Genomic DNA, 26336 nt, shown 5'->3' with positions numbered 1-26336 from the left:
CTACCTAGAAATGAGAAAGAATAAAGCAGTTGTAGGAATGCTAACTATGTCCGCAACCCTCTTATTAGCAGCTTGCTCTACCGAAACCACAGATAACCCTGAATTAATAGAATCAGCGAGTACTTCGATGGGAATGGACAGTATGACAAGTGAGAGTATGAGTGGTATGGAAGATATGGTGCATGATGATTCTGGTGAAATCCCAACCGGATTAAAAGAAGCAGAAAATCCTACTTATAAGGTTGGTGATAAGGTAACGCTTATGACCGATCATATGGCAGGTATGGATGGCGCAGAAGCTACTATCGTAGGAGCTTTTGATACAATTGCTTATGAAGTTTCTTATAACCCAACAAATGGTGACGAAAGAGTAGAAAATCACAAATGGGTGATTCAAGAAGAACTAACCAATACAGATATGGATCCTTTAGAACCTGGAAAAGAAGCCGTTATAAACGCAAAACATATGCCTGATATGGAAGGTGCAACTGCTATTATAGACTCTGCAGAAGAAACTACTGTCTATATGGTGGATTATGAACCAACCACTGGCGAAGAAAAAGTTAAAAATCATAAATGGTTAACTGAATCAGAATTATCAACACTAGAATAGAGACTTTTGTAGAATAAAAAAAGATAGTTACCGATAACTTTTTAATTATCGGCAACTATCTTTTTTATTTTTTCTTAAAAACAGCTTCAAAATTTATATTTTCTTCAGGCGTAATAGTCAATTCATTTACATCTTCTTTATGATCCTCCCAATGAGAAAATTCATAACCGTCTTTTGCAACGGCTTCAATGGTAATGGGAATCCCTTTGAAATAAATACCTGACCACCTATCACTTCTAGCATTTCCCGGAAGATCCGATTGAATAGCAAGTGTATTAACACGTACATACCCAGCCTCAGTTTCATTATTAACCGTCACAGTAACGGTGTCGTCAATATCAAACTCTTCCATCATATAGTTCCGGATATATTCGGGCCGTTCTTTTGCAAATAAATATTTGCGATTAATATTTTCTTCCCACTTCTCTTTGGATTCAATCGCTCCCCATCTATCAATTTGATAGGAAATCTCTTGGTCAATTCCATTTTTTAATGCCTCAATTTGCTTATCAGCAACGCTCTCACTTAGGTAACTATTGACCAAATCATTAAAACGATTGATAAACTGATTTTTAAACGTGTCATTTTGCATGAGCTGTCTAAATAAAAAGTTTGGCCAAATACGTTCCCCTAGACGACCATCTTTTTCTCCCATTACCCATTTAATAGAGTTTGTTTCATGATTAATTGGCTCTTCATTGTACCCAAAAGACGCATTAGTTCGGAAATAAAAACCGAAATCTGTATCATTCATCATCCAACGCCAACGGCCGTCGTGCCCATAAGGCGCTTCTGGACGATAAAAATCGATTGTTTTTCGCCAATACCGAATATTATTTTGAGGCCAATCGAGATTGCCAAAATAAATCTCTGAAGCAAAATAATCAATAAAATTTTCAAAATCCATCAGTGTTTCGACATAGTCTAAATGTTCTTTTTCTTTAATATCGTGTTCCTCAATGTATTTCAGCATATTTTTGTAGTGATAAACATCTTTATTACTACCCTCATATAGCTCAGCATTATTTTCTAGTACTACTAAATCATCTGGCGCAATACCATAATGACTTTCAAAATAATACTCATCGTATCGTTCACGAATGTTTTGAATCCCATAATATTCGCCATTCACAAAAATAACAGCCGGTTGATAGGCTTGCGTGGCAACTGTACCCAGAGGTTTCACAAGTGATTGCATCAGCGCATCATTAAACATCGTTTGCGACCAATCGTTTCCTGAATTCCTTAGGATCAATCGCTTAAAGCTATCAATAGTTTGTGGGCTATTTTTTTGTTTTAAATCTCCAAAAAAGGGATAGTTGAAATATTCTTCTTCATCATATTCAGAACCTGCGTACAGTCGTAATGACTTCTGTGCGTATGCTCTCGTTGCTCCCCCATTTATCCGAACACCACCATTTTGAGAAAGGGCCAATGCTCCATTTGGTTCAAAAAATTCTATGTGGAGTGGTCTCTCCCAATCGCTGCCACGATTATAGGCATTTTCATCGGTATAAATACCCGTTTCTTCATCAAATAAATGAACAGGATCGGTAACTAAAGAAAAAATAGGTAAGTCGAATCTCTCTTCAATATTCTCCTCAACAAAATAAGTTTTCGTTACGGTTTCACTCATTGCATTTGTTTCTGATAGGGTTCTGGCTCGTAAAACCGTCGCTATCTGATTAGATTTATTGTCTATAACAATGGGCTCTTTATAAATTTCAGAATTTACGGTGGGCTCTGAACCATCCAAGGTATAATAAACAGGTGCAACATTTGACTTATTTTCAATTTCAATTGCCAAATCTTGATTATAAAATCCAGATTCTTGAGATAAAACGGGCGGGCTCAGAGTATGAAGCATGCGTTCAGGTCTGACATCCCCTTGCAAAGCTCCCTTAGCTAATAATCCTTCAATTAATTCTGAATTTCCTTTTTCAATCCCTGTATCAATCCCATTAAAATTTTGAAGATTGACTAGCGGTTTTAGGAATGAAGCATCTTGAATCAGAATGTTTCTCATGATTAACGTTTCAAGATTGATTAATTCCTTTATTGGTTCTAATGATTCTATTTCTGTATCAGAATGGATATTCAGATACGTCAAACGTGATAAATATCGAATCGGTTCTAAAGAGGTGATTTGATTATCGCGTATATTTAATTTTTTTAATTTATTGAGTGTTTCCAGTGGTTCAAGCGTATCAAATTTATTTTCTCGAATATCAAGTTCGGTTAGTTTTCTTAAAGCTGAAATAGGAGCTAAGTCCTCGATATCATTATCACGTAGACTTAATTTCCGTAGCGAAGCCATCTTGCCCACAAGTGAAATGTCGGCTAGACGAGTGTCATGACCCTCTTGATCTCGTTTAACATTATGACGTAGACTTAAGTCTCTAATATTCAAATAGATAATATCTTGGAAATGAATATCTTCTAAATTCGTTATTTCATTATTTCTTAAGTTTAAGGTCTCTAATTTTGTTAGGTTTTTTAAAGGCGAGACGCTTTCTATAAAATTATCCTCTAAATTTAATTCTCTTAATTGTGTTAAGTATTCAATGCCATCTAGCTTTTCAATTTTATGGTTAGCAGCATCAAGAACTTGTACCGTATCAACATCTTTGGTGTGAAGAGTTCCTTCTTCTTTCTCAATTGTCTCACGCACAGCTGCTTCTAAACCAGGATCTGAAAAGTTAACGACTGTTGTAGAGTCATTAAAGAACAATACTAAAAAAAATAGAGAGAACAAAATTACGAGCAAACTTATTAGATTAAACTTCGTATATTTTTTACGCATTTTTTTCACCTCTATTTCTAAACATTAATATCTCAAGGAACCATCATGGTCCAATATGTTCGCACTCATAACTGCATTTAAAGCACTAATTTCTTTAATTAATGCCATTCCTTCATCGGTTTGTATTTCGTAAATAAGATCTAAACGATTCCGATTAATATTCCTAGATTTTACTTTGTAATAAATTTTATGTTTTTCTAAAAGAGTATTGAGCTCATTTTCATATTCAACACTTTCGCCATTAACAACTAACAATCTTGGCGCTTCTTTTAGATTGACACGGTCCAAAGCAAAGATAGCAATCGTTACGATAATAGCAGTTAAGATTGCTAAACCGTAAATTTCCGTTCCTGTTACAATCCCTGTTGTAATGGCCCAAAAAACAAACGCTAAATCCATTGGATCTTTTAAAGCCGTTCTAAAGCGAACAATCGACAAAGCTCCGACCATTCCCAGTGAAACAACTAAGTTGGCTTGCATTGCTACTACAATAGCCGTTGTCAAAATCGTAATAACGGATAAAGTAATATTAAAACTTTTAGAATAAAAAGAGTCTTTAGAAATTGTCCGATAGACCACATAGATATATAAACTTAGTAATGTGGAAAATATAAGTGCAAAAATCATCCGTCTATAAGACATGCCCGCCGTTCTAGTTAATAAATCAATTGCCTCGCTTACCATTCAAATCCTTCTCCTTCTGTTTTCAGATGACTATAATAAAACTTAGAAAATGTTGTGCGCTCTAATTGTCCGGTTTCTATTAACTGTGCCAGGTATTCCGGCAACATCACATCATACTTTACTTCAAAAACATGTTTATTTTGGGGTAGTAATGGGATTTTAAAGATATTTTTTTCGAGGAAATTATCAAATTCGTAAGAATAGGAAATGTTTCGATCGAAGGTTATTCTTACATTAGAAGTTTTATAAACAAACGCGGTCCGTTCATACTCCACAATCACACTTGGTCTTAGGAAAGCTGTTTGCATGTCTAAATAGAGCATAGCCAGTGCTTTAGGAAAGCTAGGTTGGTACCGTAAGATTCCGGTCATAATCGCTTCGTACTGTTGAAGGCTTAAAGTACAGTTCTCTTTATAGTTTCTATCTTTCAATTTATATTTAATTTCTAAGCGGATATATTCCTTGGGATTATCGTAAACGCGGATTCGATATTTTTTTCTTTCTTCTACACCAACATCATTTTCGCGGTAAGATTTACGTGTATAGGTGTCAAAATACATACTACGAATACGATAAGATGACCCTTCTTGATGCTTGTCATAAGATAAGAGTGATGACAGTTTTTGATCCATTATCTGCAGCGTATCCTCATCTACTAAAAACTTTTGTTCTTTTCTGTACATACAGCTAACCACCCCCTTCGATTTGAAATTTGCCTTATTAATCCTATCATAATAGTAATTTTTTTCATCTTATAAGGTGACTTTACTTATAATAAAAAACGACCCCACCAGATACTATCTCAACGGGTCGTCTTTTATGTTGGCACTTGTAAAAATGTGTCCTATTTTTCCTCTTGCTGATAAATTGCTTTACTCTCTTCATAAGCTTCAATAGCGGCTTTCCGTCTCATTTTGTGATCAACAATCGGTTTGGGATAGTCTTTACCGATTATGACACCAAATTTATCCTGTTCCACAGCAGTTAACTGAGATGGATCGTGTATTTTTTTATTTTCGATTCCGCGTAACTCGGGAACATACTTTTTGATAAAAAGACCTTCTTTGTCGAATCTTTCTGATTGGGTTGTGGGGTTAAAAATTCTAAAATAAGGGACGCCATCTGTTCCCGTTGAAGCTGCCCACTGCCAACCGCCAATATTACTAGCAGCGTCATAATCAATAAGCTGTTCCTGAAAATAGCGTTCCCCCCATCGCCAATCGATTAATAAATCTTTTGTCAAGAATGAGGCGGTAATCATCCGCAGTCGATTATGCATCCACCCTAATTCTTTTAATTGACGCATTGCCGCATCAACTATAGGAAACCCAGTTTTCCCTTCTTTCCAACTGTTAAAAGCTTGTTCGTTATTTTCCCAGTTCACAAAGCGAAAAGTAGGGTTGACGGGTTCTTTCTTTTGGTTGGGATGGGTTACATAAACCATATTATAGAAATCACGCCAAGCTAATTCTTTTATAAAGGTGTCTTTGCCTTTTGAAGGGGGTGCTTGATTAACACGTTCAAAAATTGTTCGAATCGAAATTTCTCCCGTACGGATGTGGTGCGATAAATGACTTGTCGCATCTTCCAGTGGAAAATCTCTTGCTTCTTCATATTTAAATAGTTTATTTTCAATAAAACTATTTAGAGTTTGCTTGGCTGCTGCACTACCTACTGGATGATTAGTAATCGAGATATTTTTATGTAAATGATCCTCGAACTTTTTATTGTCTTCTAAAAACAAAGCAGGATTCATTAACTTTTCTCTATCAAAAGCAACCTGTACAACACTTGGTTTTGGTCTCTCAATCCATTTCAAATAGTAAGGCGTAAAAACCTTATAATGAGTTTGTGAATTGGTTTTTATCTCTTGAGCAGAATGTAAATAATGGTCATGGTAAGCATGAGCCTTCACACCCAATTCCTTTAATAGTTTGCCTGCTACACGATCGCGTTCCAAGCCATACCCTTGCTCATCTCGGTTGACGTATAAATCGGTCCAATCAGGTATTTCTTTTTTTAATTTTACAAAGCAAGACTCTAAACTTCCATAAACTAATTGAAGTGTGGCACCTTGCTTTTGTAACTCTTTTTGAAACACTTCAACACTTTTGAAAAAAGCAGCTTCGTTTTTAGAGGCAGGATTTAAAAATTGTTCTGGATTAACATGAAACAATAAAATTAAATTTTTAGACTCTTCAAAAGCGTGCTTAAGGGCAGTATTATCTTCTATTCGTAAATCTCTTCTAAACCACATAACAGCTACCAAATCATCTCTCCTAATCTTTATAAGTAATCGCATGCGTTTCCATGATTATACGGTTGTTTTAATATGAAAGATAGTGTTGATTAGCTCATATGGTTTAAAAAGGACTCTACTTGATACTTTTATTAAAAAGAGTCAAGTAGTGGCATTTTTTTATTGTTTTAGTTTACTTGATGGCAAAATTATGTTGAGTGCTAAGGCTACTAAACATGAAATAACGATACTGGATCCTCCAAATAAGGACGCGACTGAATCTGGTAAAGCTGCCATAGCTTCTGGTACTTGCGTTAACCCTAGTCCGAAAGATAGAGAAAGTCCAACAATTAATTTAGAGCGATCCGTTAAAGGCTCAGATGTTAAAATACCAATTCCTGTCAAAGTTATTTGTGAAAAAATAATAATCGAGGCACCCCCAATAACAGACTGCGGTAAGGTTGCCATAATCGCTCCAAATTTTGGAATGAGACCTGCAATAATTAAAAAGATTGCTCCTACTGCAACGATAAAGCGACTCATCATTTTAGTAAAAGTAATCATACCAATATTTTGGCTAAAGGAGGTGTTTGGTAAAGAATTGAATAAGGCTGCTAAAGAAGAAGTCATCCCATTTGCTAAAATAGCTCCCGACAATTCCCGGTCACTTGGTTCTCTATTTGCCCCACCCATCGTCATAGCCGTAACATCCCCTACTGTTTCAACAGCTGTTACGACAAACATAATGAGCATAGGTGCAATTGCTCCCCATTTAAAAACAAGCGGAAAATAAAACGGCCTTGGGAGTGAAAACCAAGTTGCTTCCCTAACTGAATCAAACGCTACCATTCCAAGTGGCACTGCAACGGCATATCCAATGATAATAGCTATTAAAATAGAAGAGGTTTTAGCCATTCCTCTACCAAATTGATTTAAGAGAAGAACGATGGTCATCACAAAGAGTGCTATAAGCCAGTTTTTGGCTGATCCAAAATCTTCCGCGCCATTTCCTCCAGCCATAGCTGTAATGCCCGTTGGGAGCAGAGATAAACCAATTGTTAATACAACCGTCCCCGTTACTACCTTTGGGAAGAATCGTCTTAAGGGTTTAATAAAGAAACTTAAAAAAGAAGAAAATAAGCCCCCAACAAAAGCTGCACCCAATAAGCCAGAGATACCATAGGTACTTGCTATAGAAATATTAGTCGGCAAAAAACCAAAACTACTTCCCATTACAATTGGAAGTTTAGCTCCTACTTTCCAAATCGGATAACATTGGATGAATGTTGCGACCCCAGACATTACCATGGCGCTCTGTACTAAAACAGTTAAATCATCCCCTGTTATCCCCACTACCTTTGCTACAATAATGGGCACAGCAATATTGCCCAAAAACATGGCAAAGACATGTTGAAGCCCTAATGGAACGGCTTCTTTTAGTGGCGGAACACCGTCTACATCGTACTTACTTGTATTAGTTGGTTGTTTATAAAAGAAAGCCATTCGGTCAACCCCTTACTTTAATTGATCTAAAACATGTTGAACTGCATAATCGGGTCCTCTTTGCTTAGAGATATTACTCCAATATAAAAGTTCCTCATTAGATTGTTTCTTTATCGTTTCCAAAGCCTTCACTAAATTGCTTTCTTCAAAAGTATTGGGATCTAATATTTGCGCAAGGTTTTTTCTTTCTGCATCATAAGCAATATTAAATTGATCACTTGAAAAAGGTAAAATAACCATTGGCTTAGCGTAAAACATGGCCTCTGTAAAGGTATTACAACCACCATGGAAAATAACAGTGTCAACATAAGGCATTAATGCTTTTTGAGGAATGAAACTTTCAATCATAACCGAGTCAGATTGATATTTTTTTAGTTTTTCAGCGTTACTTCCTGCAGAAACAATCAGCAAAGTATCAGGATTGTATTTCTGACATGCTACAATTAGTTTTTTTAAAATATCAACTCGGTTAGACAAAAAGGTTCCCAAGGTAATCAAGATTTTTTCCTGCGTACCACTGACTTTTTCCAACCAATCGTTTGATAATGTTTCTTCCTCAAAACAATGACCCATAAAAATTTTGTTGGGGGGATCATCGGTTGTAGAGACAGAATCAAAGTTAAAATAATTATAAATGACTGCATGTGGAGATACTAAATTAAAAGCATTATCAATCGGTTTTCTACTCGAACTACTTTCTTCAATTAACTCGTTAAAAATAGAAGTAAACTCAGTTTGTGTATTTCTTGAAACCTCTTTTAATTTTTCTAACTTAGCGGTGTCAACTGGAATGGCGCTTGGCCATTTTTTTGGTATGCCATAATAATCACCTGGTGCGGGAATGGTATTTGGGTGTGGTGGACAAAAAGTCACAAAGGGTAAATCCAAAGAATAAAGTCCCAAGGTCACACCATAGGATAAAATATCCACCACATATAAATCGACATCCACAGTTTCACCTATTTTTTTTATTTTTTCAATTAACTCTTCTGGTTTATGCAGCATATCTTTTTTCCGATGTTGCGACTGGGTAATCAGCGTTTCAACAGCACCTTTTTTGGTTGATTCAAAAAATTCCTCTAAACGGGCTCTTTCTGAATCTGGCTGATCGGTTTCTTCTGCTTTTCCAACATTTTTATTTTTGCTAATGTCAATTTCATAGAACTGGATGCCTTCTTTTTCTACTTGGCCTTTAAATTCCTTGCTACAGCCTAGAGTTACTTCCTTTCCAGCTCTCTTAAATCCCATCGCGAGACTCAAGAGCGGTGTGAAGTGAGAATAAAATGGTGGGCTAATTAAAAAAATATGGTTAACGGTCATTTGCTTCGCTCCCTTTTAAAGATGTATAGAGTGATAAAAATTCTTTAGAAATAACTTTCATTGAGAAATAATCACGAACTGTTTTCTGGCCTGCTGCTTGTATCTTCTTAAAAGCTATTTCTTGATTCTTAATTCCTTGAATAATCATTTCTGTTTCTTTGGCAATTGTTTGCCAATTTCTAGTGTCAATTAAAAACCCATTTTCGTCGCTATGTAAGTAACTTTTTACGCCACCTTTTTTTGGTCCTAGTACTAAGAACCCTTGCGATAAGGCTTCTAGAATGGCAATCCCAAATTCTTCTTTTTTACTTGAACAAAGATAAATTTGAGGAAGCTCTGTCTGTTTTTCAATCATATTCTTTTCAATGATTCGAACCTTGTCGTTGGATAAGGCCCCAATATGGCAGAAATTCGCTCTCAAATGTTCATTTTCGCTGAGATAATTTTCAAAGGTATTCATCATCGTCTTTTCATCACTACTTGGATTTTCTAGGTCTCCCCCAATCACCACTAAATTATAGTCATCTGAAATTGATGAATTACCCCAGGCTTTCAAAAGTTGGTCTTGGGCTTTGATTTTTTCTAGTCTTCCAACATTTAAAATAATCGGTTTTTCAAAAAGATTAGGCGGCAAATTCAATGTTTCAGCTTCTTTAGAAAGACTGGTTTCATCTGTCTCTATTCCTTCGCTAATCATTTTTACTGTATCTATTTTGTTACCTACTAATAACTGAGGAAAGTAAAGTTCTAAGTCTTTTTGGACGGTTTGGTTACCAATACCCACAATTCGATCACTTTGATCAATTAATTCGTCTCCAACTACTATTTTATTTAATTTTTCAATAAACTCATTCAAGGGAAAGACTTCTAAGCTACCATCTTCCAGAGTCATATTTCGATGCGGATCTGGCGTTAGGGTCATAACTAATTTTTTTTCTAATTTCTTACTTAATAGAGCAATTGCCTTAGAAGCATTATCCAAATAGCGCACATGAAAAACATCTGGTTTAATTCCTAATTTATTTAAATAACGCTCTATTGTTCTTTTGATGAGTCTTTCTTTTTTTAAAAAAGCATTTCTATCTTTTTTATCGATATACATTGGAATTCTTAAAAATAAATGATGCGGTGAATAATAATTTAGAAGGGATTGATTAGCTGCCCATCGATTTGTAATCGTTAAAGTTACTACGGTAACATCATCTCTTAACTTGGAAAGTTCATTACCAAGTGTTTTTAGGAAGACAGCAATCCCCCCATTATTCCCCTTTCCACTATTTTCAAAATCACCATAAAACATAGACTGAACAACCGTTAAGGCTTGTTGTTTAAGGGATGACTTTTCGTACAGGATTTCCATATAGTCATTAAATAATTTCTTATTGGTTTGAAATTCAGGAATCGTTGTAAAATCAATTTGGTCAAGAATGGTTACGGAGTGAAGCGCAACGAGTAGGTCGATAAGTTGAATTTTAATATTAAGAGGATAACCTTCTTTTAACCACTGATAAATGGAGCTTTCAAAACCGGTTATTTTAAATTGGTAGAGATAGTCTATCAGTAAGGAAAAAAGATCGAAATTGTGCGCTTTTTTGTTGAGTAACTGTATTAAAATTTTATCACTCATAACGTTTGCATTGCTTTCAATACAACTATCAATTAAAAGATAAATACTTGAATCAAGTGTTTTATCATCTACGATAAAATCAATTATTTTTTTCTGGAACTCTTCATTAAAAAACATTTGTTGGTTCTTCATATATAAGTTGGCTATATACCGATCTGAGACCGCATTCTTTCCTAAATAAAAAAACAAAGCAATCATTTCATTCATATCAAGACGTGACTTTTCGTTCAAGTTTAAAAGAGTCGTTAATAGATTTAGAAGATCTTTTTCATTTTCGTCATTCGTATTGGATACTTGCTTGTACTCTTTTAAAAAAGAAAGTGGAAACTGATTAAGGTTTTTGTTATTAACAGTTTGTTTTCTCAATTCAATAAATTTATTCATACAATACCACCTCTCTGGAAGCTTTAAATATACTAATAAAAAATAAAATAAGCCACTCATAACCTACCCACTCGCGTTTCAGCTTAGATATATAGGTGTCGTTATGAATGGCTATTATTCATACTGTTAGTCCTAGAATACTCCGTCACCTAGGCTGGTTGCATGACCCCAGCAAAAGCAATCCACGCTAATACGGATTTAGCTACTAAACTTAAAATAATATAGCCTCTCTCTCCGTACAAGTAATTTTCCCATTTTCCTACTCTTTTATATTGAAGAACCATATTAATAGGAAATAAGTTAAAGAATAAGAAGTAAGATCCTGCTAAGGCATAGACAAACCAAGGAACGTCCGCTGGGTTGGTATTACCAAATGCATAAAGAATAATCACAATCCAAGGTGCTATTCCCGCAATTGTTCCAAATATAAAGGGCTTCCAATTTACTTTTTCTTTTCCGATGTTAATTTCTTCCATATCCAATCCAAACAAATTCATCGCCGCATTGACTATAAATATTAAAATCAATGAACCAATATCATAAACCCCAAACAGTAAAGCAATCAACACAATCATCAAAGAAGAACTTAGTGCATATTCATACCATCTAAAGCGATTAATACCTCTTTTTAAATCGCGGTTATAGATGGCATTTCCCCAGGGTGTCACAATAATAAAATGTGCAAAAGCTGAGATAAAAAGGAATAGCGATACCATAATCCCAAATGGCAAGTTAAACTGTTCCTTCATATCTGTTACTAAACGCATTTGTTCAGGATCAAAAGTTAGAAAATAAGAACGAATTGGAATTTCAAAAGAGGCAATTTTATCAATGAATAGAGCAAATCCTAACATTAAGAGACCTTGGATTAAATGTAAGACACCCATGACGCCATTGAATTTGCGAAGTGACTGGAACGTTATTTCTTTTGACATATGAAGCCCCCCTTTGTGTTTATTAAATCATTTAAATTTATTTATAATCCTATTCTAACATACTTTTTGCTTATACTTTAGTTGCTGTGATTTTATGTATATTTCCTTAGAAAAGTACTTGTTTTTTTTGACAAATAAAAGAAAAGGAGTAGAATAGATGTATACATATGAACACCTATTCAAGTGTATATGATAAATATTCTAGAGAAAAGGTGACTACTATGAGTCAAGTAAAAGATGAACATCATGCTCATCATCATGAGCACGACCATGGAAAAAGACCGATTATTTTATATTTTGTCGGCTTAGGTTTAGCCATGGTTGCGTTAGTAATCAGTGGAGAAAATCGTTTTTTAGCAAATAGTTTGTTTGCTATCGCATCCATAAGTGCTGGCTACCATGTGATTATCCTTGAAGGTATTGGTGAAACCATTGAAAATTCTAAAACAAATCATGCCTTCACACCTAACTCCCACATCCTAATGGGACTAGCCGCGCTCGGAGCTTCCATCATTGGAAACTTCTGGGAAGGAACCTTACTTATTCTTATTTTTTCTGGTGCTCACTTCCTTGAGGAATACGCTGAAGGCAGAAGTCAAAGAGAGATTACAAAGTTACTTGAATTAAATCCTACTACGGCTCGACTAATCATGCCAGACGGTAACACTCAAATTGTGGATGTTAGCTCTTTAAACATCGGTGACCAGCTACAAGTACTAAACGGGGATCAAGTCCCAACTGATGGGGTTATTTTAACTGGCTCTACCTCCATTGACGAATCTTCAATCAATGGCGAAAGTATTCCAAAAGAAAAGAAAGCTGGCGACAGTGTATTTGGAAGTACTATCAACGGGACTGGAAGTTTTACCATGCAAGTTACCAAAGAAAAAAATGATACAGTTTTTTCGAAAATATTGGAGTTAGTTGGCCAAAACCAAGAAAACCAAACGAAAGCTTCTAGCATCATCCAAAAATTCGAACCCAAATATGTTACTTTTGTCTTAATCGCAATTGTTTTATTGATATTACTTGCACCTTCCCTATTCAATTGGACCTGGTCGCAAAGTTTTTATAGAGGCCTCGTTATCCTCGTTGCCGCTTCGCCATGCGCTCTAGCCGCAGCGACTGTGTCAGTTACGCTATCTACAACATCAAATCTTGCTAAACGTGGCGTTCTCTCCAAAGGTAGCGCCTATTTATCACAATTAGCCAATATAAAAGCAATCGCTTTTGATAAAACAGGGACACTGACAAAAGGAAAACCTGAAGTCACTAACTATTATTTGGACGAGACACGCGACCAAAATAATTTGATTGATATCATTGTTGCACTTGAGAAGGAATCAAATCATCCTTTAGCTAATGCGATCTTGAATAAGTTTGAGCCTACTACTGCACTAACAATCGCTGTTGAAAACCAAATTGGTGTGGGGTTACTGGGTAGCTATCAAAGTAAAGAATACCGGATTGGAAAACCTGATTCTTTCGAACATATTTCGAATCACTACAAGCAACTAGAAAAGGAATGGGCTGAAGAAGGTAAAACAGTTGTTTACCTGTCTGAAGATGATCACGTCATTGGAATCATTGCTTTAATGGACGTTCCTAGTGAGCATGCCAAAGAAACGATCAATTACTTTAAACAGTCAGGCATCCATACAACGCTTATTACAGGCGATTCTGAAATGACCGGCCATGCGGTAGGAAAACAATTGGGAATCGACCAAGTTATTGCCAACGTGATGCCCGAAGATAAGTCAGAACTTATCGCCCAACAAAAGACAGCATACGGGCCAACCGCAATGGTTGGAGATGGCGTCAATGACGCACCCGCCCTAGTAAATGCTGATATTGGTATTGCGATGGGAGACGGTACAGACGTAGCAGTAGATGTATCCGATCTTGTTTTAATGAAAAATGATTTATCCAAATTAGTAAAAGCCCATACCATTGCTTTAAAAATGAATCGGGTTATTTGGGAAAATATCATTTTTTCAATGGCTGTTGTCGCTTTCTTAGTAGTTGTTAGCTTTTTAGGCTTAACCAATATGGCAATCAGCGTCATTATCCATGAAGGTAGTACATTGGTCGTTATCCTTAATGGACTGAGATTATTGAGAGCAAAATAATGAGGTATATTTAAAATAAACCCAAGCAAAAGAGTTCTTTGAACTTTTTTGCTTGGGTTTTTGTGTGTAGTAAATTATTTTTCTTTATTGTTAAGGTTGTATTTTTTATATTGGGAATAATTTAATATGCACGTAATAATAGACTCTCGTATAGATTTATATCTTACATTTTTAACACTTTTGATGATAAGTTACGACCATCAATTACCCTGGGAGATAAATCATAATCAATACTCTTGAGTTATGAACATAAAAAGACCTAAATAAAGTTTCGGTCTAAAAAGAACGTCTACTATATTAATTTGTAGATTCAATATCTATCAAAATTAAAGTTTCAAATGAATATTTCTCAAACTGTGGATTGTCTGCTTTTTGAGCGTATAAAAAATCCCTCTAAAGTAGTTTTAGCTTTTACGGAGTCTACTTTAGGGGAATATATCAAATACGAGTTGGTCTCTATTTTTACACATTGATTATTTTAAATCACCAATGTTGATTAGCTCGCATCCCTCTCACCCTGTGATGATTGAATGAATTAATGTTGGTTTTGTGGATTTGTCACTGATTATAATTGAGTTATATAGGATTTCTTTGGTTTCTTCAATATCTTTTGTATCTGAATAAATCGTCAGTAAGCTTTCACCCTCTTTGACAGCATCACCGATTTTCTTGTTAAGAATGATACCAACAGCCATATTAATCTCTTGGTCTTTCGTTTCGCGACCAGCACCCAGTTTCATAGAAGCAACTCCGATTTGATCAGCCGTCATTTCTGAAACGAAACCTGACTCTTTAGCAGGAAGTTGGATTTCAAATTTTGCTTGTGGTAATTTATCAGGATTGTCCACAATACTCTCATCCCCACCTTGGATTACAATAAACTCTTTGAGTTTATCAAGTGCTTTGCCAGACTGAATAGCTTGTTCAAGCATTTGTCGTGCTTCATCTAAATCATTTGCTTGTTGACCAAGAACCACCATCTGTGAGCCTAAAGTTAAAACAAGTTCCGTTAAATCTTCTGGACCTTCACCACGGAGAACATTAATTGCTTCTTTGATTTCTAAAGCATTACCAATTGCTCGTCCGAGAGGTTGAGACATGTCTGAAACAACTGCCATGGTTTGACGATTCACTTGTGAACCAATATCCACCATTGTTTTAGCGAGTTCAGTTGCCTGTTCGTTATCTTTCATAAAAGCACCTGATCCGACTTTAACATCGAGAACAATTGCGTCACTACCAGCAGCAATTTTTTTCGACATAATTGAGCTTGCAATCAACGGAATTGAGTTAACCGTTGCTGTAACATCACGAAGCGCATAGATTTTCTTATCCGCTGGTGTCAAGTTACCTGACTGTCCAATAACCGCAATTTTATGTTCGTTTACATTATTGATAAACTCCTCATTAGTAAATTCAATATGGAATCCGGGAATCGCTTCAAGTTTATCTAGCGTTCCACCGGTATGTCCAAGTCCTCGTCCTGACATTTTTGCGACTGGTACACCAACTGATGCTACTAGTGGTGCAAGGATAATGGTAGTAGTGTCTCCAACACCTCCAGTTGAGTGCTTATCTACTTTTACACCGTTGATTTCACTTAAATCTACCTGGTCTCCCGACTCAACCATCGCCGTTGTTAGTGTCGAAGCTTCCACTTGATTCATACCTTGGAAGTAGATTGCCATAAGAAGCGCCGACATTTGGTAATCTTCTATAGTATTTTCTGTATAACCTTTTATTATCCAACGAATCTCTTGTTCTGTTAATGTTTTACCATTACGTTTTTTTTCTATTAAATCGACCATTCTCATAGGTCACACCATCCTTATCCACTTTTTGGTTTTTGTAAAACCATGTTTTAATTTCATTTAACTGGTAAATTTAACCGCTATTTATTTCTTAATCTCTAGAATACAAGAGCAATTGTTGAAGCTGTGAGACAGCTGACAAGTGTTGACCCTAGAAGTAATTTTAATCCAAAAGAAGCTACAACATCACCTTGCTTTTTGTTAATCGTTGAGACTGCTCCTGTGATAATTCCAATTGAAGAAAAATTCGCAAAAGAGATTAAGAAAGTTGACATAATTGCTAGCGTGCGTTCATTAGAAAAATCCAAATTATTAAGCTCAAGCATGGCTACGAATTCATTAGTTACTATTTTTGTAGCGATTACTGAACCTCCTTGAACAGCCTCTGCCCAAGGAACGCCCATTAAAAAGGCAATTGGCGAGAAGATATATCCTGCGATTTCTTGGAAGGAGATACCGATCAATCCATTGAAAATACCATTAATTAAGAAGATGAGCGCTGTAAATCCAATTAATTGAGCTGCAACTCCGACTGCAGTGTCAAACCCATCTTTGATGTACTCAGCAACTACACCAAAAAATGATTTTTGACTTAAATCTTTGACAATTAGCTGATCATCCTCTTCCTTTAATTCATATGGATAGATAATTGACTCTATAACAAATACCCCGAATAAATTTAGAGGGATTGCAGCGAGAACATATTTTGGATCCAAGTAGAGCATGTATGCTCCGACAATCCCCATCGATACACTCGACATGGCCGGAGCACACATTGCATACAAGCGATTCGGCGGGAGATCATCCATAAAATCTTTAATTGATAGAAATATTTCAGTTTGACCAAGTACCATAGCTGCTACTCCAACATAAGATTCTAACTTACCAAGCCCTGATATCTTACTCAAACCAAGACCTACCCATTTAATAATGAATGGTAAGATCTTTAAATAATTTAAAATACCAAGTAGTGCTGATATAAAAACAATTGGCATCAATGAAGTCACGAAGAAAATGCTATTGTTGTCGACTAAATCTCCAAATACAAATCGAGTTCCTTCATGAGCATAGCTTAAAAGAATTTCAAAGATTGAAGCCAGACCACTCAATAACGAGAGGCCAATATTTGATCTTAATAAGATAAATCCAAGAGTAATTTGAATTGCTAGCATCACAACTATTGGTCGCAGACGGATTTTATTGCGATCTTTGCTAACTAGGAATGCAACGAGTAGGAAAAAGACGATACCTACTAGTGGAATGATTCTGTCCATTTAGATCCTTCTTTCTAATAGTAATTAGTTAGTTTGAACATATTTCAACACTGCGGCTTGTACCGAGACGGGTTGCTCCATTTTTAATCATTTCTCGAGCTTCTTCAGCGTCGTGGATACCTCCTGAAGCTTTTACGCCCATTTCCTTTCCGACTGCTTCGCGCATTAGTTTTACATCTTCTGGTGTTGCTCCATCTGTAGAGAAACCCGTTGATGTCTTAACGTAATCTGCTCCAGCTTTTTTTGATAATTGACAAGCCATTTTTTTCTCATCATCTGTAAGTAAACACGTTTCAATGATAACTTTAACAAGTGCGTCTCCTGAAGCTTCAACAACAGCTTTGATATCTTCAAAAACAACATCAGTGTTGCCTGTTTTTAGTTGATCAATGTTGATGACCATATCAACTTCATCTGCCCCGTTTTCGACAGCATTTTTTGTTTCAAAAGCTTTTACTTGAGAAGTTGTTGCACCGAGAGGGAAACCAATGACTGTACAAACCTTAACATCTTGAGAACCAATTTTCTCCCGCGCATGTTTTACCCATTCGGGGTTGATACAAACTGAATAGAATTGGTTTTCTATTGCCTCATCAATCAATGCATTGATATCCCATTCAGTAGAGCCTGCCTTAAGTAATGTGTGGTCAATATAGCGATTTAATTTATCCATGTTATCTCTCCTCATCTATTTCTGTTGTTAATTTACCATATCAAGATTATTTTGTAAACGCTTTTGTAATTAATTTCTTTTTTTTTGTAATTAATTACAAAGATTTATTCTTTAATTTTCATTGAAATTTGAATTTACTTTAGGACTAGCTTTCTCAATCAAATTATAGATAGCATTTGTCTTAAACAATGATTAACTATAGTTATTCAGAAAAATAAAATACTCCTCAGACCTTTATTTAAGACTGAGAAGTATTTTATAGATATTATTAACTATTCAACATTTATAGTTTAGAAGTTTATTCTTTATTTAATTCGAGCAAACGTTGCGCTGTATACTGATCAACAACTATTTCATTGCAAAACTTTGCTTTAATAGCCGTTTCAATTGCTTTTAACTTGTGTGCCCCACCAGCGATAAGAATCGATCGTTCTTTATCATATAATTCATTGAGCTGTATTCCTATTGTTCGATTGTTTAACTTCTCGTTAGCCACTTCTCCATTTTCGTCAAAAAAACGAGAACAAATATCACCGACAGCAGTTTTCTTTAATTGATTGATCTCGTCATTAGTCATGTAATTGAGTTGAAAAAGGAGAGCTTCATCTCGAACTGTCCCCACAGTAAAAATAGCTATGTTCGCTTTCTTACCTAGTTCGATGACCTCTTTAGTATGTTTTTCACTTGTAACCGCATCTTTGACCATTTCATTTTCAAAAATAACTGGAAGATTTAATAGAATAGGCTCCGTCTGATATGCATTCGAAAAACCTATCATCGTTTCAAATGAATAGGTCTTTCGAAGCGATTGACTCACCCCACCCTTTAACTGCACGACACGAACACTCTTAAACTCATCGCGTTTTAAATTCTTCGCCACGTGATACATCGTCGTTCCCCAACTGATACCAAGTATATCGTTATCTTTCACAGTCTCAGCCAAAAGCTCAGCTGCTCCTTCACCGAGTCCGCTAAGAATCGAGCTATATTGTTGATCTAGAGCATTTATAACAGTTACAGAGTTTAAATCAAATAGTTCTTTTAATTTTTCTTCTAGTTGTACTGTTTCACTGAACCGATCATTGACAGTAATTGTCACAATGTTTTTTTCAATTGCTTCATCAAGCTTACGTGAAACAGTCGCCCGTGATATATTTAATTTTTCAGAAATTTTTTTCTGACTCATATTCTTTTCATAGTAAAGTTTTGCGATTTCAATAATGGATTGAACGTCTTCCATCTTTTTCATTATACTCACTCTTCCAACTGATTTTTAAACCTAGTGTAAGCGATATCTTAAAAAAAAGGAACTCTTTATTTAAAATATTCGTTTTTTAATACTCGCCAGTAAAATTGTTGTTGTGATAATTCCATCTTCCAATTATAACACATGGAATTGGATAGAATCGTGTATTCTGAACCCTAATAAGCAGGGTTCTTTTTTTATAGATGAATTGTAATTACTTAAAAATTATAATATTTGTTAATAAAAAAATTATCATTCTCTTTTACATATACTTAAAATATAAAAAACTATATGGATAGGCTACACTTGGTTGGACAATCCAGATTTCTGAAATTCAGCTAATTTTTATATTCATTTATCCAAACTATTGATTTTATTATTTCTGCAATAGTTGTTACAGTAGCGAGATAAAAAATAACATAATTAATCGATATAACAGGTCTCATCCAAAATACCAAACATATTATTGTAAGAATAAGGACATTCACATAAAAAGAATGAGCCGTTTTTCTAGATTTATATTCTACTAGAATTTCTCGTTCATCTTTTTCAAAAGATGCAGCACTAAATTTTTTTTGTGATTTGTATTTTTATAAAGATGGAAAGAATATATAAAAGATACCGCTATAAAAAGCATGATATAGCCAAATGATAAGTTTAAATCCTTTCTATGCATTTGATTTAAGTTAATCAAATGAAAATTATGTTTCACTAATAAAGCAACTGATGTTGTTAGCCATATATAGACTACCTTAAAAGTAGTTTCGCGAATATTATTTATCATTCTTTTTCCTCCTGTTTATAAAAAATAGTTTCTACAGAAACGTTAAACGTTTCTGATAGATTCATTGCTAATTCTAAAGATGGAACATAGCTGCCTTTTTCTAAGGATATTATAGTCTGACGTGTAACCTGTACTTTTTTGGCTAATTCACTTTGAGTTAAGTTATATTTTGCACGATACATTTTTATATTATTCTCTATTGCCATCATCCATCCTCCTTCATGTACCATTATTGTATAGAAAACTAAACAAATTGTAAAGTTGACCTTACAATTATAGGCATTACTTTAATTTAGTTACTCAAAAAAACTAATAAATCTTCCTATTAGATAATTTTTTAGTTTCTAAACAAGATTCAGACATAAAAATCCAAGCGTTAAATTTCGGCCTAACCTTAAAGGAAGATCACATATTAAATAAAATACTACACGCCTTTATTCCCCCTATTATTTCCTTACTTATTTTTCTTTTATTTTTTTATCACTTTTATACTCGTCAGCTTTACTAGTAACTTTCTTGGATTAACGAACGTGGCTATGATTTCAATATTCACGAACCTAGTATGCTAGTGATTATTCTTAAAAGGCCACACATACTGACAGAAAAATAGTAAGCCACAGTATAACCTTACACAAAAAGCAACCAAAGATATAAATACCTTTGGTTGCTTTTAATTTAAGCTTTATTTAACGCTTCTCCTAGCACTCTAATACCATTGTGAACGTGCCCTTCGTTTTGAATGGGTTCAATATCTTTCCCGTAAGTATAAACATTTCCTTTAACTTCTAGACTTTTTACTTCTGCACCATCTAGGATACTAATACCTATTGCCGATAGTTGTTTAATTTCCCCTTTGACTAGCGATTCTCCAGTACCACCATACGTTATAATATCTGTATGGACCATAACATTTCCGACGGGTTGACTTATTTGAATACCGATTGTGCCGTCTCCTTTTGTTTCAATAACGTTGATGTCTAATTGTTCAATCGTTCCATCATAATTATTAATACCTCTGGCACCTGTCCCTTTGGTTTTAATTGGAGCTTGTATATCCAGTTTTTCAATATTTCCAAAGTTTACAAAGCCAATTGCACTCGTCCCTTCAGATAGAACTTCGCCGCGAACGACCCATTCTTTAACGCTTCCCCAATTATCTAAACCATATCATTGAATCCGTAAGTTTTTGTGACTCCTTTGTTTTCAACACGGTCAACGTAAGTATTCGTTACGGTAAAGACTCCTCCAGAGATACGATCAAATGTCCCTTCGGTTAGTAGACCATTCGTATAAATATTATTTGTCATTATTAAATGAGAGTATATATTGGCATCTTCTGTTCCTGATACGAAAACACCACTACCATTGACAGGATTCCCTTCTTGACCAATTGAAATATCTTTTATTTCTGTGTCAAATCGAATACCTGGCGTTTGATTCCATAGGGTCAGTGCCCCTTGTATAACGGTTACGCCATACCCTTGAGGTCCCTCTTTTTTATGAGTAACATCCGCTTCTACGATATTGATATTTTCAATATTTACTTCAATATCATTTTTTGCATTTTTGCTAATGAGAGTTATAGCTCCATGGCTGATAATATTTTTTAAAGTAAATATACCTTCTATATCAGTTGGATTAAAAAAAATCGCATCCTTATCTTTATTGGTCGTTAAGGTTATATCTTCAATTGAATTGTTCTTCGTTAATCCAATCAATTGATTTTCTCCTGATATTCGAATCGAACTATTTTTTCCTTTTAAGGTCACACCCGGCTGTAATATCAAAGGCTCTACCAGAGAAATGTTTTCGGAAATGATTATTTCATTTTGATCTCGGTTATTTTCTTTCAGTGCTTTGAAATCTTTTACCTCAACCATTTGATTGCACTCCTCGTAAATTTATTCAACAAAACTTTTTTAATTCCAAATTAAATACCCGCTATCTTCCTAAACCAATCTCTTCTTGATCACTTTTATTTGAAAAAAAGCCATACCTGAAAACCCTAATAATAAATGAAAGATAATTAACTTTGGAAAAAATAGTGGAATCATAATATAAAAAATGATAGAAATAAAAAAGATAAACATACTCACTATTAGATCTGATTTTAAGAACACGGCAGCATTATTTAACACTAATTTATAATCGCCATCATATAAGGCACCGATAGGAAAGATAACAAATGTAATCAGTAAGAAATTGGAGAATATAAATGACATAAAGAAGGTTAAAAACCTTACTTTGAATAGAATCGTAAAATGAGTTAAAACTACTATAGTAAACAAGGAAAGAGAAAGTATGAGAAAAATCCTTGATCCTCTATAAAATGTATTTTTAAAGTTACGGATAAACTCGTGAACGACTCCTGTAAATTCATCTGTCGATAACGTTTGCGCAGTGGCATATAAAGAACTCAAAGAAGCTCCCAAAGTTATGATAGGTATAGAGGACACAATAAATATTAAATTAAGAACCATCATATTGTAAACGAGCATTAAGCTCCTATAAATGGGACCTCTATACCTATGTAAATCTCTCATAACTTTGCCTTCTCCTTTTTAGTGCGCACTCACTTAAACTATTTTAATCTTTTAATTTATTAATATTTTCTTGAATATTCTCATTGAAAACCTCAACAATATTATCCCAGCCTTGATTTTCTCTAAAGGTTTTAAAGTCAGAAATGATTGTATCAAATTCTTCTTCACTATCTGAACGTACGCCACTTATAATGGCAGTTGTAAATTCATCGTTAATCGAAACCAGACTTCGCGCTTCTTGGGTACCATATTCGGGGTCAATCCCGTCTACTTCAAACTTAGGAACAAGCTTCCCTTTACCCCATTCTTGGAAACGCAGTACAGCTGGCGCCCAACCAATATCATCTGGATCTATATAATCTTGTGCATTCCCATTATCATGGCCAAAGAAAGGAATTTCACTGATTCGCGTTTCTTCTTTGAATGCAGCTATATCGCTATCTTTCCAATCTTGATATTCTTCTGTCAGGTGGTAATAACCATCCTCACCTTCGTAGTAAGATTCACCTTCAGTTCCAAAATTAACTGCAATTTGTCCATCTTCACTAATCATATAGGTGAAAAATTGAATAGATTTGATTGGATCGGTGTTATCTTTTGAAATATAAGTAGTTGTGTAACCAGATAATCCACCTTGTGACATGGCAGGGCCATCATATTTATCACTTTGAAACGCATCGACTGGTGAGTAGGCTGCTTCCGGTTTGCTATCCATCAAACCTTGGAAGGAAGGTTGATAAGCATGGGTTCCTGCTACTAGCATAGCAGCATATTCACCATTTTTAATCTTATCTAACACTGTATCATAGTCATCTGCAAAAGTATCATCACTAATGTACCCTTTACTATGTACTTCTCTCAATACATTGATCCACGTTAGGTATTCCTCATCCATATTACGATCATAGTATTCATTATTTTCATCTACCCATGGCACACCAATGAAATCTTGCAAGGTACCACCTAAAGCTCCTAAATGGTCCTTCATTTCACCGAAACCAAGCGGCGTTAACTCTGGGAATTTTTCATGAATTTGATCCATAGCATCCTTAAACCCTTCTGGGGTTGTAAAATCTAAATTAGGTAATGCGGCTAATACATCATCTCTCACAACAAAAGCATTATGAGACGGTATAGCACCACTCTTTAAATCTTCTTCGGTATTTGAGAAGCTAGCATACCCATATGTATTCCCATCCTCAAGTTTATACCAATTTAAGGTGTCGTCAGAAGTGACTTCATAGAAATAAGGATCATATTTGTCCGCTAATACATTTAAAGGTAAGGCCCATTCAGCAGCCTTTTGAGATATATTTGATTTTCCACCATCGTAGAGTGACACAATGTCAGGCATTTGCCCGCTCGCAACATAGGTATTTAATGCTTGCTCGTCCCCAGGTATGATTTCTATCTCTATATTTAAATCCTCGCCAATTTTTTTAGTGACAATGTCTTCTCCCCACGGATTATCGTTAAAGCCATCATTTTCAATAAACCAGGTTAACTTTGTCGTTTCTTCCTTCGTGTCTAATTTCCAAGCTGGTGTATTTTCATCTAATTCATATCGATCTCCTAAATCTGGTAGTTCAGATGCCGCTGTATCTTGTGAATCATTTGATCCGCCACAAGCTGTCATTAGAAGAGCAGATAGAGATAGAATTCCTAAGCTTTTAATTTTATTCATGGTATTTCCTCCTCAATTTTTTTATAAATTTAACCCTTTCTATTCTTTAACTCCTCCCATCATGGCTCCAGATATAAAGTAGCGTTGGAATAAAGGATAGATAATAATAATAGGTAAGGCTGTTACAACAATTGTTGCCAGTTGAACCCCTTTGGTTGTCGTCATCACTGCATCAGGGCTATAGTCTTTAATATTTTGTGATTCGACAAGAATCTGATAAAGCTTCATCTGCAAAGGATATAAGGCTTTATTAGAAATATATAATTTAGCTGAGAAGAAATCGTTCCATTGATAGACCGCGTGCCACATTGCAATCGTAGCTAATGCTGGTTTTGTCAACGGTATATAGATTTTAGTGAAAATTTGCCAATGACTCGCACCATCTAACATAGCTGATTCTTCAAAGGATTCTGGTATGTCTCTAAAGAAATTCATTAGTATAATCGCAGCATAATAGGTAAACATTGTAGGGATAATGTATACCCAAAATGAATCGAGCAAGCCTAAACTCTTAATTAAAAGATAGGTTGGAACAAGTCCACCGGAAAAGAACATGGTTCCAATTCCAATCGCTGTATAAACTTTTCTTCCTTTTAGGTATTTTTTACTAAGTGGATATGCGAAAAAAGCGGTAAAAAAAACATGGGCGAATATCCCAACAACTGTTTTTAAAATCGATATAAAGAAAGCTTGTAAAATACTATCATCCCTAAAAACCGTTCGGTAATTATTTAACGTTAGTTCCTGCGGGAAAAATATATAATCACCTTTAGACAGAGCCTGACTTGAGGCAAAAGATGATATAAAAACGTTCCAAATTGGTATGGCAATAATAATTGTAAATAATATTAATAAAGACACATTGACCACCGAAAAAATGAAATTATCATCAACCCTTACTTTTTTTCTCATACTAACCCTCCTTATAATACAGACTCGTTATCATTTAACCTTTTCGTAATATAATTCCCGATAAAAAGTAACAACAACGATACGATTGATGTTCCTAAACCGACTGCAGTAGCATAGGAGAAATCACCTTGAACGACCCCCATCTTATAAACGTAAGAGTTTATAACTTCTGCTTTAGAGCGGTTTTGAGAATTTATCAAAACTAATGTTTGGTCTAAGTTCGACCCTAAGAGTCCACTAATTGTTAAGATAAAATTCAAACTTATGATTCGACTGATACCTGGCAAGGTTATGTGCCATATTTGCCTGATTTTAGTTGCCCCATCAATTCGAGCTGCCTCATATAGTGTCGGGTCTATTCTCGCCATTGAAGCCAAATATAAAATTGTTCCCCATCCAGAACTTTTCCATATGTCTGACAAAACGGCTATCATCCAGTACTTATCAGGATCTAAAAGCCAGTTAGGGCTTTTATAACTGATATTCAAAACCGATAAGATTTGATTAAGTAAACCATTGGTGGATAACCAGCTAATTAACATGCCGCCTAATATAATCCAAGATAGAAAATGTGGTAGATAAGTAATGGTCTGTACCGTTTTTTTCAATCTGGAGTTGGAAACTTCATAAATCATTACGGCGAGAATGATTGGTATAACAAATCCAATAGCTAATTTTAAAAAACTGATCCCCAGTGTGTTTTTGACAGAAGTCCAAAAGATTGGGTCATTTAAGATAATTCTAAAGTTATCCAAACCTACCCACTCAGCTGATGAAAATGAATCCAGCGCTGTGTATCGTTTAAAGGCAATCAACAAACCATAAATAGGCACATATGAAAAAACAAACATAAATATAATTCCTGGGATAATCATCATTTGGAGGGTTGCTTGTGATTTAAACTCCTTTATATGTTTTTTAATTTTACCCATTTTATTCCTCCCTACTGCCCTTTTTAGCCTATCATCTATAAAACAGGTTAAATACGGCCTTTTTTGTATCCGCTTACATTTATGCGATTCAAATATCCAACCATAAAATCCCCCCATATACGATTCGTAATTAGAAATAACTTGTACAAAAAACTTGGTGGTTCTTACTGCTTATATTGATTTTAATTATATACTCTCAATTTGTCAATTTAAGCGATAAAAACAGATATGGATCGTTAC

The 26336-nt window shown here is 35.0% G+C and carries 22 protein-coding genes; 2 read left to right on the top strand and 20 right to left on the bottom strand.

Annotated features, from left to right (window positions below):
- The first annotated feature begins 10 nt into the window (after positions 1-10).
- Positions 11-613 (top strand): YdhK family protein, encoded by a 603-nt coding sequence (locus BW727_RS09835; protein ID WP_062469644.1) that lies wholly within the window; start codon positions 11-13, stop codon positions 611-613.
- A 64-nt stretch (positions 614-677) separates the two neighbouring features.
- Here BW727_RS09835 and BW727_RS09830 read toward each other — a convergent pair whose 3' ends face one another.
- The 8 genes from BW727_RS09830 to heR form a co-directional block, all read right to left on the bottom strand.
- On the bottom strand, positions 678-3416 hold the full coding sequence (locus BW727_RS09830; protein ID WP_062469647.1) for a CotH kinase family protein: 2739 nt from the start codon (positions 3414-3416) through the stop codon (positions 678-680).
- A 24-nt stretch (positions 3417-3440) separates the two neighbouring features.
- The gene (locus tag BW727_RS09825) at positions 3441-4100 is read right to left on the bottom strand and encodes a DUF4956 domain-containing protein (RefSeq protein WP_062469650.1); all 660 of its coding nucleotides are present in this window, start codon (positions 4098-4100) and stop codon (positions 3441-3443) included.
- Positions 4094-4783: a polyphosphate polymerase domain-containing protein gene (locus BW727_RS09820; RefSeq protein ID WP_062469653.1), complete on the bottom strand. Its 690-nt coding sequence runs from the start codon at positions 4781-4783 to the stop codon at positions 4094-4096. Before BW727_RS09820 ends, BW727_RS09825 begins: the two co-directional genes overlap by 7 nt.
- Positions 4784-4944: 161 nt before the next feature.
- Positions 4945-6369: a cryptochrome/photolyase family protein gene (locus tag BW727_RS09815; protein WP_062469656.1), complete on the bottom strand. Its 1425-nt coding sequence runs from the start codon at positions 6367-6369 to the stop codon at positions 4945-4947.
- Between the two features lie 150 nt (positions 6370-6519).
- On the bottom strand, positions 6520-7842 hold the full coding sequence (locus tag BW727_RS09810; RefSeq protein WP_062469659.1) for a uracil-xanthine permease family protein: 1323 nt from the start codon (positions 7840-7842) through the stop codon (positions 6520-6522).
- Positions 7843-7854: 12 nt separating this feature from the next.
- On the bottom strand, positions 7855-9162 hold the full coding sequence (locus BW727_RS09805) for a glycosyltransferase (protein WP_062469662.1): 1308 nt from the start codon (positions 9160-9162) through the stop codon (positions 7855-7857).
- Positions 9152-11173 (bottom strand): glycosyltransferase family 4 protein, encoded by a 2022-nt coding sequence (locus tag BW727_RS09800; RefSeq protein ID WP_062469665.1) that lies wholly within the window; start codon positions 11171-11173, stop codon positions 9152-9154. Before BW727_RS09800 ends, BW727_RS09805 begins: the two co-directional genes overlap by 11 nt.
- A 149-nt stretch (positions 11174-11322) precedes the next feature.
- Positions 11323-12108, bottom strand: coding sequence for a heliorhodopsin HeR (gene heR / locus BW727_RS09795; protein WP_062469668.1), 786 nt, complete (start codon positions 12106-12108; stop codon positions 11323-11325).
- Positions 12109-12329: 221 nt separating this feature from the next.
- Between heR and BW727_RS09790 the strand changes: the two genes are divergently transcribed.
- A complete protein-coding gene (locus BW727_RS09790; protein WP_062469671.1) occupies positions 12330-14237 on the top strand; it encodes a heavy metal translocating P-type ATPase in 1908 nt (635 codons plus the stop codon).
- Positions 14238-14749: 512 nt separating this feature from the next.
- On the opposite strand, the gene BW727_RS09785 is transcribed toward BW727_RS09790, so the two are convergent.
- From BW727_RS09785 to BW727_RS09730, 12 genes are all read right to left on the bottom strand, one after another.
- Positions 14750-16051, bottom strand: a complete 1302-nt coding sequence (locus tag BW727_RS09785) for a pyrimidine-nucleoside phosphorylase (protein WP_062469674.1) — start codon at positions 16049-16051, stop codon at positions 14750-14752.
- Positions 16052-16146: 95 nt separating this feature from the next.
- On the bottom strand, positions 16147-17322 hold the full coding sequence (locus BW727_RS09780) for a NupC/NupG family nucleoside CNT transporter (RefSeq protein WP_062469677.1): 1176 nt from the start codon (positions 17320-17322) through the stop codon (positions 16147-16149).
- Between the two features lie 28 nt (positions 17323-17350).
- Positions 17351-17995 (bottom strand): deoxyribose-phosphate aldolase, encoded by a 645-nt coding sequence (deoC, locus tag BW727_RS09775; protein ID WP_062469680.1) that lies wholly within the window; start codon positions 17993-17995, stop codon positions 17351-17353.
- Positions 17996-18293: 298 nt separating this feature from the next.
- Positions 18294-19244 carry a sugar-binding transcriptional regulator gene (locus BW727_RS09770; protein ID WP_062469683.1) on the bottom strand — a complete coding sequence of 317 codons (951 nt, stop codon included), beginning with the start codon at positions 19242-19244 and terminating at the stop codon, positions 18294-18296.
- A gap of 523 nt (positions 19245-19767) precedes the next feature.
- Entirely contained in the window at positions 19768-20025 is a 258-nt protein-coding gene (locus BW727_RS09765) for a hypothetical protein (RefSeq protein WP_062469686.1), read from the bottom strand.
- Positions 20022-20231 (bottom strand): helix-turn-helix transcriptional regulator, encoded by a 210-nt coding sequence (locus BW727_RS09760; RefSeq protein WP_062469688.1) that lies wholly within the window; start codon positions 20229-20231, stop codon positions 20022-20024. The genes BW727_RS09765 and BW727_RS09760 overlap by 4 nt, the downstream gene beginning before the upstream one ends.
- A gap of 469 nt (positions 20232-20700) precedes the next feature.
- Positions 20701-20931, bottom strand: a complete 231-nt coding sequence (locus BW727_RS09755) for a hypothetical protein (protein ID WP_062469690.1) — start codon at positions 20929-20931, stop codon at positions 20701-20703.
- 251 nt (positions 20932-21182) lie between these two features.
- Entirely contained in the window at positions 21183-21905 is a 723-nt protein-coding gene (locus tag BW727_RS09750) for a hypothetical protein (protein ID WP_062469693.1), read from the bottom strand.
- A 69-nt stretch (positions 21906-21974) separates the two neighbouring features.
- The gene (locus BW727_RS10960; protein ID WP_227807269.1) at positions 21975-22505 is read right to left on the bottom strand and encodes a DUF624 domain-containing protein; all 531 of its coding nucleotides are present in this window, start codon (positions 22503-22505) and stop codon (positions 21975-21977) included.
- Between the two features lie 106 nt (positions 22506-22611).
- Complete coding sequence (locus tag BW727_RS09740) at positions 22612-24252, bottom strand: type 2 periplasmic-binding domain-containing protein (protein ID WP_062469696.1); 1641 nt, start codon at positions 24250-24252, stop codon at positions 22612-22614.
- A gap of 39 nt (positions 24253-24291) precedes the next feature.
- Entirely contained in the window at positions 24292-25164 is an 873-nt protein-coding gene (locus BW727_RS09735) for a carbohydrate ABC transporter permease (protein ID WP_062469697.1), read from the bottom strand.
- Positions 25165-25175: 11 nt separating this feature from the next.
- On the bottom strand, positions 25176-26096 hold the full coding sequence (locus BW727_RS09730; protein ID WP_062469698.1) for an ABC transporter permease: 921 nt from the start codon (positions 26094-26096) through the stop codon (positions 25176-25178).
- Positions 26097-26336: the final 240 nt, after the last annotated feature.

It is taken from the genome of Jeotgalibaca dankookensis (genome assembly GCF_002005405.1).
GTDB classification, from domain to species: domain Bacteria; phylum Bacillota; class Bacilli; order Lactobacillales; family Aerococcaceae; genus Jeotgalibaca; species Jeotgalibaca dankookensis.
The sequence above is the reverse complement of the archived record's forward strand: the minus strand, read 5'-3'. Positions and strand labels throughout refer to the sequence as shown.